The following is a 9,184-nucleotide window of genomic DNA, read 5'->3' on the forward strand; positions in this document are numbered from 1 at the left end:
ACTGAAGAAATTCGTATAACAAATTGTTCAAGAGTGATTCGGCACGCGTGGCATTTTTACTATGCGTTGGCTTTAGTAGTTAAGGTGTTATGCGGAACCTTCGGTATTGCGTGCCTCACACCTTAACAAGGCGTTAGAACTTACTACTGAAAAATCATAGAGCGAGAAATGAAAGAGTTACTTTTATTATCAGCTTTGCTATTTGGAGCAAACGTTTTAGCACAAGAAAAAATCGACCTTGATAGCTCCTATTGGGAAATCGTTCCTAATGGTCATACTATAATTGAGGCTATTCATGGTGACCTAAATGGAGATGGTAGAGACGATATTGTTTTGATGATACAAGGTACAGACCAAAACAAAATGGTCACTGATGAGTACCGTGGTCAGTTAGATCTCAACCGAAGAGGAATTATTGTTGCTTTAAGAAATAACGACGAGTACGACGTCGTTGTTGAAAATGACAATTGCTTCTTTTCTGTTGATGAAGAAGGAAGGGCTGAAGAAATCTTAATGAGTATTACAAAAGGAAACTTACATATTGATTTTTTAGATGGTCGATTTGAGAACCAGTGGAGTTACAACTTCCGTTACCAAGATTCAGATCTTGAGTTAATCGGTTATGACGCAATGGCTAATCGAGGTCCTAGAGTGGAGGTAGTTACTAGTATTAATTACCTGACAAAAAAGATGCTCACTACAGAAAATGTTAGTGAGCTTGATGATGATGTCCCAATATTTAAAGAGAAGTGGTCAACCTTTGTTCTTGAACACAGATTTAAGTTAAGCCAAATCAGCGACTTTACTGAATTTGGTGATGGTGTACGAAATAGATAGATCCGCAGTGAGACGTAATTCTAACAAACTGTTTAAGAGTGATTCACAACGCGTGGCATTTTTACTATGCGTTGATTTTAGTGTTTAAGGTGGTTTGCGGCAGCTTTTGTATTGCGTTGCTCACACCTTAACAGGGCGTTAGGCGACATGAGCGAAACGATAGAGTAGTGATAGTATCTTGGCGTGAATCTAGCTTCAGTTAACAGAAAAGGAGTGGGTTAATGAATGGCAAAGCATTTGATAACTGGCAAAAATCGCGAAAGAAAGGATGTTTAAATTGGCTGTTCAGAACAACTTTCGTCACAGCCATCTTGTACATAATTTTTAATGTTATTTTCCTTTATCCATCTTCTGATGCGGCAAGCATTACGATTTTCTTATCGGATAATGCTCTTAATTACTCAATTTACACGATCGGGATGTTTTTCGCATTTTGGGCGATTTGGCTATACAACGAATCTTCGTATGAGAAAGAAGTTAAACGTAGAAATGTCGCCTAACAAACTGTTTAAGAGGGATTCGCAACGCGTGGCATTTTTACTGTGCGTTGGTTCAAGTGATTAAGGTGGTATGCAGCGGCTTCGGTATTGCGTTGCTCACCCCTTAACAGGGCGTTAGTCGCCAGAAAAAGCTAGCAATCAAAATCATGTTTCTTAGCTCAAAATTTGGCAGCTGTTTGTTTGGTATACAGATTCATCGTCGATGGTCAAAACTCAGTTTCAGCAGTTTTAAGTCCAAAGTTTTGCAAGTGTCCAAGCGGTTTTTTTGTTCTTTGGTGCAGACAGAGCAGGGCAATCGAGAGTCTGTTTTTGGTTGCAAATCCGCTCGGTGAGTTTGTTGGGTACAAAAGCCGATTTACTCGCTGAAATGACGTTTTCTCTGGTGTTGTAAGTTCCACGTGGTTCCAGTGACTTTGTTGAAAGTCTGCACTGTGAGATTGGCTTTCCAAAGGCTCTTTTTGGTGTTGTCAGTCCGTTTTCTGCGGCGTTGTTTATTCCAAGTGGTTTCATTGAGTAGCCGCTTTGAGACTACGCCTGACTTAAATGCATCAAAGCACATAAAGTTTGTTGTTCGCAAAGTTTAGTTCGGCTTAAAATTGTCGCTCGGTGCCTCGCGACTAACAAACTGCTCAAGAGGGATTCGCAACGCGTGGCATTTTTACTATGCGTTGAATTTAGTGATTAAGGTGGTATGCAGCGGCTTAGGTATTGCGTTGCTCACCCCTTAGCAGGGCGTTAGGCTAATACTAAAAAATCGAGGTATTGAGTGAACTGGATTTCAGATATATTCAAGGATATTACAGTATCTAAAACTCTGACAGCGGCATGCTTTATTACGGGCGTGACTTTGTTAGTTGCTCCTAGACTGTTTCCCTCTATGTTTGAGGCTCTTCCAAAAGTTTGGGCTACAGGATTACTTGGAGTAGTAGTTTTCTCTGGTTGTTTGCTGACATTTTGGGGAATTCAATTTGTAAAAGACAAAATTGTTGGTTTTATGAAGGTTAGAGCGCAGTATGCTCGCTCTCAAAATCTCACTGAGTTGGAGCTTAGTTTCATTTACCTGCTTGGTGAGTTAGCTGATAAAACGGCAGATTTGGACAACATTGATTATAGAAAAGCTCCATTTAGTAAATTGGAATTACTTGATGTATGTAGAAGTCTAAACGAAAAAGGTTTGCTAGATATAAATGCGTGGAATGAAAACTTAGTATATTTAAGTGAAAGTGGGCGAAAAAAGGCTCTCGAATTACATAAAGCACAAGCTTTGAAATAATTAGCCTAACAAAGCGTTTAAGACGGATTCACAACGCTTGGCATTTTTGGTTTGTATCAGCTTAAGTGTTTACGGCACAATGGTTTAGGTTAGGTGGTCGCGTTGTTCACCACTTAACGCGGCGTTAGGCATCAAAGGTTACAAATGTACAGCTCGATATTGATAATATTGTTTGGTCTTTTGGTTTCACTTGGTGCAGTTTCGGGTACTTGCACACAGGGAGATGATGGGCGTTTTTATGCTTCGATAATGTATGGCTCAGTACTGTTCATTCTCATCATAGTCAGGCTTCTTCGAGAAAATAGAGGTTCAAAATTTATATGGATTACGCCCTTAATTGCTTTGTTGGCTGCTATGTCGGTAACTTATTTCTGGGCTCCTTTTGTAATTGAAACGACCATTGAAGGTCATCATTTGTGTGGCAAAGAATTTGATTCTCATTTGGTAGAGTCTGATGCCTTGTCTAGAGGCATACCAACGCTTCATATTGTTTTCTCGTTGGTTATTTTCATGCTTTCATTTTGGGAGTTAATTAGGTGCAAAACGGGTAAGTAGTTTGTGGTGGCAAGATGCCTAACAAACTGCTCAAGAGGGATTCGCAACGCGTGGCATTTTTACTATGCGTTGAATTTAGTGATTAAGGTGGTATGCGGCGGCTTCGGTATTGCGTTGCTCACCCCTTAGCAGGGCGTTAGCTGCTTAGAGGAAAAATGATGCTCCAAGATAAAGCTACATCAAGTTCCAATTACATAAGATTTATCGACAGAGTAATCGAAAATCGAACTGTTTGGGGACTTCAGCATCCTGATGGTGGCTGGGCAGTTTGTAATTCGAATCAGTATCCAGACGCATCAGTTTATGTTTTTTGGTCAGATAGAGCATACGCAAGTCGGGTCGCAATTGGTGATGGGAGTTGTATGTCCCAACTCCAATTAACCTAGATTCATTCGTTGATAATTGGCTAAAAGGTATTCATAGCGATGGACATCTTGTGGGTCTCAATTGGGATGCAAACCTCTGTGGTACTGAAGTTGTCGCAATTGATGTGGCAAAAATGTTGGTACGCAGCTAACAAACTGTTTAAGAGGGATTCACAACGCGTGGCATTTTTACTGTGCGTTGGTTTAAGTGATTAAGATGGTATGCAGCAGCTTTGGTATTGCGTTGCTCACCCCTTAACAGGGCGTTATGCGCTCGCAGAAATGGAGATAATCAATCATGGAAGATTTAGCTAATTCGTTAAGAAGTTCTGGCCTAAAAGTCAAAATTAAAAAAGGAAAAATTGCAGTTCGGCTTGACGGGCTTTCAAATCCGGTTTCGATAATAAAAGATATACCTGCTGATGAGTATAAAGTGAAAACTAATGATTCGATTCTATCGATAATTGCCTGTCTTTTGCTATTTATTGGTCTGTCAGGTATTTATGAGTTTAGTGGTAATGCTTTGATAAATATTGCACTTATCTCCGTTTCTATATTGTCTTTTGTTACAGTGTTACTTACAGAGTTTAAGCTGACTAAATTACGCGCTACTGTAGTTGCGTTCAATCGTGGAGAACGCGCATAACAAATTGTTCAAGAGTGATTCGGCACGCGTGGCATTTTTACTATGCGTTGGTTTTAGTGGTTAATGTGGTATGCGGAGACTTAGGTATTGCGTGCCTCACACCTTAACAAGGCGTTATGGCGCAGGGCGAAAATGGATAAAATCGTAGAACTAGTCAAACAAGATCCAATCAGAATTGAGGCACTCAATTGTGTGTCAGAGTTAGGTTTGCCGCAGTGCTATATAGCGGCAGGTTTCGTTCGAAATTTAGTTTGGGACTCACTGCATGGTTTCAAAAAAATCCACTCTCTTGAATGATGTGGATGTTATCTACTTTGACCCAAGCGAATCTAATCCCAATAGTTATTTGGAGTATGAAGCACAACTAAAAGCTCGTATGCCTCAGCTTAACTGGCAAGTACGCAACCAAGCTATGATGCACGAGCGTAATGGTGACAATCCTTATAAGAGTTCTGTGGATGCAATGAGTTATTGGCCTGAAAAAGAAACAGCGGTAGCAATTCGCCAAATTGGGCTAAACTAATATGAATGTGTCGCTGCTTTTGGGTTCGAATCCTTATTTAGCTACTGGGTCACGTATAATCCTAAAAGGTTACGAGAAACATTTGAAAATCGCGTAAATTCAAAAGGGTGGCTAGTTAGGTGGTCATCGTTGAGAGTTACGCCACAACAAAGCGTTTAAGACGGATTCACAACGCTTGGCATGCTCAGCTTGATTCTACTTAAGTGCTTACAGCACAATGGTTTAGGTTTGGTGGTTTGCGTTGTTCACCACTTAACGCGGCGTTAGCTGTTTGTGCAATTTGGTATTGGAGAGTGAAACTAAATGGAAGCAAGATTTAATAAGTTATTAGCGTTCAGTATTGTTTTAGTCCATTTTTTTGCTTTCTCTGGGCTACTATATAAATCTCAAATTTATGGGCATATAGCGGTCTCACCAGGAGAACCTTATGGGTTAGGTGACGTTATAGATTTATTGTTTGCTAGTTTAGTTGTCTCGATGTGGTGTTGTGCGATGGTATCCTCAATTGTGGTGACTTTACTTAATATTAAAAGTAACTGGCTAGCTTCTCTGAAAGCACTTTTATACGGCACGGTTGGTCTGGTTGGTTATTTTAACGTTAATAGTTCAATCTCCTAATACGAAACAGCTAACAAACTGTTTAAGAGTGATTCGCAACGCGTGGCATTTTTGCTATGCGTTGCGTTTAGTGTTTAAGGCGGTCTGCGGCGGCTTCGGTATTGCGTTGCTCACACCTTAACAGGGCGTTAGTACGGGTTTGACATCAAAGGTCATAAGTTTTGGTGTTTATCTGTTTTAGCGCTTGTATTTACACCTTTCAGTTAGTGCCTTTCACGTTCTTTCCGGTGGCACTATATGCGGAGTGTTCGTTTTGACTTCACCGTTTACGGCTTCTAACTCTTATCCTATTTCTGTGGCACTTCTTCTTTTTCGTGGCTTTTACTAAGTCAGAATTGTCTTTCTTTGGTGTTGCTGTCGAAGTGCGGGGAACTAATCCTTTTCTAATTTGAACTGAGTGAAAGAAAGGGATTTAGTGCGTTTTTCTTCTAGCTAACTTTCGTCTTCCCGACGGGGTAAAGTTTTGTAGCTGCCCGTCTCACTTCAGTGTTCAAAGCCTTTCATATCATCTCAATTTTCAATATCTTGGAGCGCATAAATAGAAGTAGCGCATGTACTAACAAATTGCTTAAGAGTGATTCGTAACGCGTGGCATTTTTACTATGCGGTGGCTTATGTGATTAAGGCGCCGTGCGGTAGCTTTTGTATTGCGTTACTCACACCTTAGCAAGGCGTTAGCCCTCAAGGAGAAAATATAAATTGTTTGAATATCATTTAAAAAGAACAAAGTTCTTATTGGTCTTGCAGGGTATATCTGTTGTCGTTCCTCTGTTTCTACTATTTACTTTGCTGTCCCAAGTGACTCAATTGAGTTCTTCAAGTCTTTTTCTCGCATTTGCGCTCGTTCTAGTGATGTTAAGCTTTAACTTGTCTAGTTTATACGGGCTGTTAAAAAAGAAGCTTTGGGCGTTTAAGTTAATGATGGCTCTTTACTTTATCCAGATGATAGGTATAGAAACACCTAACTTTTCCTTAGCCTTTTCTTCTGGAGTTGAAGTACCGATAAGTGTGAATGTCAATGAAGTTACAGTGTCTCTGAACTTACTAGCAATCTTGGTGGTTTGGTTGTCGTATACTAGTCTTAACCTTTTGAAAAAGGGCTAACAAATTGTTAAAGAGTGATTCGGCACGCGTGGCATTTTGACTATGCGTTGGTTGTCGTGTTTAGGGTGTTATGAGGAGGCTTCAGTATTGCGTGCCTCACACCTTAATGCGGCGTTAGTTGCCAACGAGGAAAAATGTACCTAAAGCAGAATGTTTAGGGCCAATATCCGTGTGTTTTTGGCTAGGTTTTCGTATTTCAATTTCTAGTTATTAGGTGTTGTGAAAATCGTGCTTTGGTTCCTTGCGCGATTTGGGTTTTCTGTTTCAGAAGCTGATTAGCTTGTTGAAAGCCTGCTCTGCTGCATTATCGTTCCAAAAGGTTTGTTTGGTGTTCAAATTCCGTTTTCTACGGCGCTGTAAATTCCAAGTGGTTTCAGTGACAGGCGCTTTGAAACTGCGCCTGATCTAAGTATCTCAAGATACGAAATATGGGCGTTGGCAAAGTCCAGTAAACTTCAAGTCACTGCCTTGGGCTTGGCAACTAACAAACTGTTCAAGAGGGATTCCCAACGCTTGGCGGTTTGGTGTTAAATTTGGTAAACGTGTTTACGGTGCTGTTTTTAAGTAAGGTGGTGGCGTTGGTTACCCCTTAACAGGGCGTTATGTTTCCACGGACTCATCTGTGAAATGTATCGACTTTATTGCAGGTGAGACAGCGTTTTCATTGTCTTATAAGCTACTTGTTTTATATTCTTGCTTTTGTTCAATTTCATTGTCAAGGGGCCGCTATGAGCGAAGGAATACTTGAAAAGCGAAAAGGAAATTTTTGTCAGATACAAGGTTTCAAACCAAGCAGAAGATCTTTAAAAGCTATAGAAGAAATGAATCAAGTGATAGAAATGGGCAGTTTGTTGGAAAAAATAATCCCACTTTTGCCTTTTTATTCTATTTTTGCAGGTCGTAAAACGTACGATATAGTAACTATAGGTGCTGCTGGTTGGCAAGCAAACACTTATGATTGGGAAAACTTTCGTAAAGCTATGCTAGTAGTTCCGGCCGTAAAGAGAAGACGATTAGAGAATATTGCAAATTTACAACGACTTCACTCAAAGGGAAAAGAGTATGAATTTTGGACGTGTGTATACAATTCTTTATAGTTTAGTTTCCGTAAGTATTTTTCTCCCATCATATGTATCCGCGCAAGACTTTATTGTAGACATAGAAGATGCATATCGTAACCTAAAGTCGTCGTATGTCAGATTAAATAATGTAGTTGAATCTTGTTTGGATAAGAAAGCTCGAAAGATAGTAATAAGCGATACTTGGCTTAGATCTCAACCAATCGAAAAAAAGAAAGCTATTTTATTTTTTCTACAATATGAAGCAGAAAATAACTGTGTTAAACAGGCAGAACTGGAATACTTACAAGCAGCTTATAAGCTAGCCATACTGGGAGATTCTCAAGCGATAAATGAGTACATCCAGCTAAATAAGTTTGGTGCTATTAGTGAAGATATTCAAAATCAGATAAATAGTGTCGATCGAGAAGAGTTGTCTAGACTTTTAAAATTAGAGAAGTATCAAACTCCATTCGATATTTTCTCTGCTTTTTAGTAATGCGGAGAAAAGAAACATAACAAAGCATTTAAGCGTGATTCCCAACGCTTGGTATTTTCAGTTCAAGGTTGGGTTTCGTGTTTACGGCGCAATGGTTTTGGTTAGGTTGTAGCGTTGCTCACACCTTAATGCGGCGTTAGGTGCTTGAAGGAAAAGGTAAGCATGGAAATTGCTTTTCAGCAGATAAACATTGATGATTTCGAATTGTGCGTTGCTGCGAGAAAAGATGCATGCTTTTGTAGTTTTGGGCATTAAGATGGTTTCGACGATTTCATCAGTGGTTATCGTGAACGAGTATTAGACCGGTTAGCAACATCAGTTCGACAAATTCATTTTTACCGTAGGGCAAGAATATCAAATTATAGTTGACTCTGAGGGTAAGGCAGACAAAGCCGCAAGAAATGACAATATACACCTCCTTCAATTAGATCGTAACAAGCTCCACTTACCTGAAAGTCTAGCGGTTTGGCCGAGCCTAGAATATTTAGCAGTTCATTCCAACAGTGTAGTGTAGCGCCTTAACAAACTGTTTAAGAGTGATTCGCAACGCGTGGCAATTTTACTATGCGTTGCGTTCGGTGTTTAAGGTGGTATGCGGCGGCTTCGATATTGCGTTGCTCACACCTTAACAGGGCGTTATGCTCTAGGAGGTAATTTTGCTCGATTTATTCAAAAAAGTGCTTCTAATTAACCTCTCAGCGGCTCTTATTGTTATCGCTCTAGCTCAGTTTGTTCCATTCTTTGCTACGACTCGGTTGGTCGACTTTCTTTTCTTTGTTGTCATCATCATATGGATTTTAGCGAAGCTAATGTGGGAAGGTGGTGTCCATAGTAAGACGACTCGGTTAGATGATCCTAGAAGAGATAAAGTTTACAAAATGGTAGAAGGGCATGATTTCGAAAAGGACGAACGAGAGCACTATCGAATGAACTACCAAACAGGCTTAGTTTTCTTCATAGCCGGTCTACCGGCGTTTATTGCTTGTTTAGTCCTTCAATTTCTTTAAGTACGAGCATAACAAAGCGTTTAAGACAGATTCGCAACGCTCGGCATTTTTGGTTTGCTTTGAATTTAGAGTTTACGGCACAATGTTTAAGTCTGGTGGTGGCGTTGCTCACTACTTAACGCGGCGTTATGCTTAATCATGTAAAATCAGTGGTTTATGTTTTTCTCTGTTCCCTTGGCTGATTGGCTTTGTGCTCATC

At 40.0% G+C, this 9,184-nt stretch carries 9 protein-coding genes and 4 pseudogenes; 12 read left to right on the forward strand and 1 reads right to left on the reverse strand.

Features of this window, described 5'->3' with window-relative positions:
- The first annotated feature begins 168 nt into the window (after positions 1-168).
- Positions 169-837 (forward strand): hypothetical protein, encoded by a 669-nt coding sequence (locus tag R7Z78_RS23700; RefSeq protein WP_025769008.1) that lies wholly within the window; start codon positions 169-171, stop codon positions 835-837.
- Between the two features lie 221 nt (positions 838-1,058).
- Entirely contained in the window at positions 1,059-1,337 is a 279-nt protein-coding gene (locus R7Z78_RS23705; RefSeq protein WP_033007115.1) for a hypothetical protein, read from the forward strand.
- A gap of 206 nt (positions 1,338-1,543) precedes the next feature.
- On the opposite strand, the pseudogene R7Z78_RS23710 reads toward R7Z78_RS23705, so the two are convergent.
- A pseudogene (locus R7Z78_RS23710) lies at positions 1,544-1,847 on the reverse strand (hypothetical protein).
- A gap of 256 nt (positions 1,848-2,103) precedes the next feature.
- Between R7Z78_RS23710 and R7Z78_RS23715 the strand changes: the two are divergent.
- The 10 genes and pseudogenes from R7Z78_RS23715 (at position 2,104) to R7Z78_RS23765 (ending at position 8,985) form a co-directional block, all read left to right on the forward strand.
- Complete coding sequence (locus R7Z78_RS23715; protein ID WP_104975425.1) at positions 2,104-2,610, forward strand: hypothetical protein; 507 nt, start codon at positions 2,104-2,106, stop codon at positions 2,608-2,610.
- Positions 2,611-2,754: 144 nt separating this feature from the next.
- Positions 2,755-3,165 carry a hypothetical protein gene (locus tag R7Z78_RS23720; RefSeq protein ID WP_104975424.1) on the forward strand — a complete coding sequence of 137 codons (411 nt, stop codon included), beginning with the start codon at positions 2,755-2,757 and terminating at the stop codon, positions 3,163-3,165.
- 158 nt (positions 3,166-3,323) lie between these two features.
- Positions 3,324-3,682, forward strand: a pseudogene (locus R7Z78_RS25070) (DUF2750 domain-containing protein).
- A gap of 146 nt (positions 3,683-3,828) precedes the next feature.
- Positions 3,829-4,176 (forward strand): hypothetical protein, encoded by a 348-nt coding sequence (locus R7Z78_RS23735; protein ID WP_031780756.1) that lies wholly within the window; start codon positions 3,829-3,831, stop codon positions 4,174-4,176.
- 132 nt (positions 4,177-4,308) lie between these two features.
- Positions 4,309-4,858: pseudogene (locus tag R7Z78_RS23740) on the forward strand (nucleotidyltransferase family protein).
- 144 nt (positions 4,859-5,002) lie between these two features.
- Entirely contained in the window at positions 5,003-5,317 is a 315-nt protein-coding gene (locus R7Z78_RS23745; RefSeq protein WP_128740521.1) for a hypothetical protein, read from the forward strand.
- Between the two features lie 1,832 nt (positions 5,318-7,149).
- Complete coding sequence (locus R7Z78_RS23750) at positions 7,150-7,518, forward strand: hypothetical protein (protein ID WP_050550124.1); 369 nt, start codon at positions 7,150-7,152, stop codon at positions 7,516-7,518.
- Positions 7,484-7,975, forward strand: coding sequence for a hypothetical protein (locus R7Z78_RS23755; protein WP_033907468.1), 492 nt, complete (start codon positions 7,484-7,486; stop codon positions 7,973-7,975). The genes R7Z78_RS23750 and R7Z78_RS23755 overlap by 35 nt, the downstream gene beginning before the upstream one ends.
- A 165-nt stretch (positions 7,976-8,140) precedes the next feature.
- A pseudogene (locus R7Z78_RS23760) lies at positions 8,141-8,296 on the forward strand (N-acetyltransferase); the annotation flags it as partial.
- A 338-nt stretch (positions 8,297-8,634) separates the two neighbouring features.
- Positions 8,635-8,985, forward strand: a complete 351-nt coding sequence (locus R7Z78_RS23765; RefSeq protein ID WP_104975420.1) for a hypothetical protein — start codon at positions 8,635-8,637, stop codon at positions 8,983-8,985.
- Positions 8,986-9,184: the final 199 nt, after the last annotated feature.

It is taken from the genome of Vibrio sp. 1167 (assembly GCF_033340375.1).
Classification (GTDB): domain Bacteria; phylum Pseudomonadota; class Gammaproteobacteria; order Enterobacterales; family Vibrionaceae; genus Vibrio; species Vibrio alginolyticus.

Coding starts and splice junctions, on each gene's coding strand:
- R7Z78_RS23700 (WP_025769008.1), top strand. CDS start 169: ATGAAAGAGTTACTTTTATTATCAGCTTTGCTATTTGGAGCAAACGTT.
- R7Z78_RS23705 (WP_033007115.1), top strand. CDS start 1,059: ATGAATGGCAAAGCATTTGATAACTGGCAAAAATCGCGAAAGAAAGGA.
- R7Z78_RS23720 (WP_104975424.1), top strand. CDS start 2,755: ATGTACAGCTCGATATTGATAATATTGTTTGGTCTTTTGGTTTCACTT.
- R7Z78_RS23735 (WP_031780756.1), top strand. CDS start 3,829: ATGGAAGATTTAGCTAATTCGTTAAGAAGTTCTGGCCTAAAAGTCAAA.
- R7Z78_RS23745 (WP_128740521.1), top strand. CDS start 5,003: ATGGAAGCAAGATTTAATAAGTTATTAGCGTTCAGTATTGTTTTAGTC.
- R7Z78_RS23750 (WP_050550124.1), top strand. CDS start 7,150: ATGAGCGAAGGAATACTTGAAAAGCGAAAAGGAAATTTTTGTCAGATA.
- R7Z78_RS23755 (WP_033907468.1), top strand. CDS start 7,484: ATGAATTTTGGACGTGTGTATACAATTCTTTATAGTTTAGTTTCCGTA.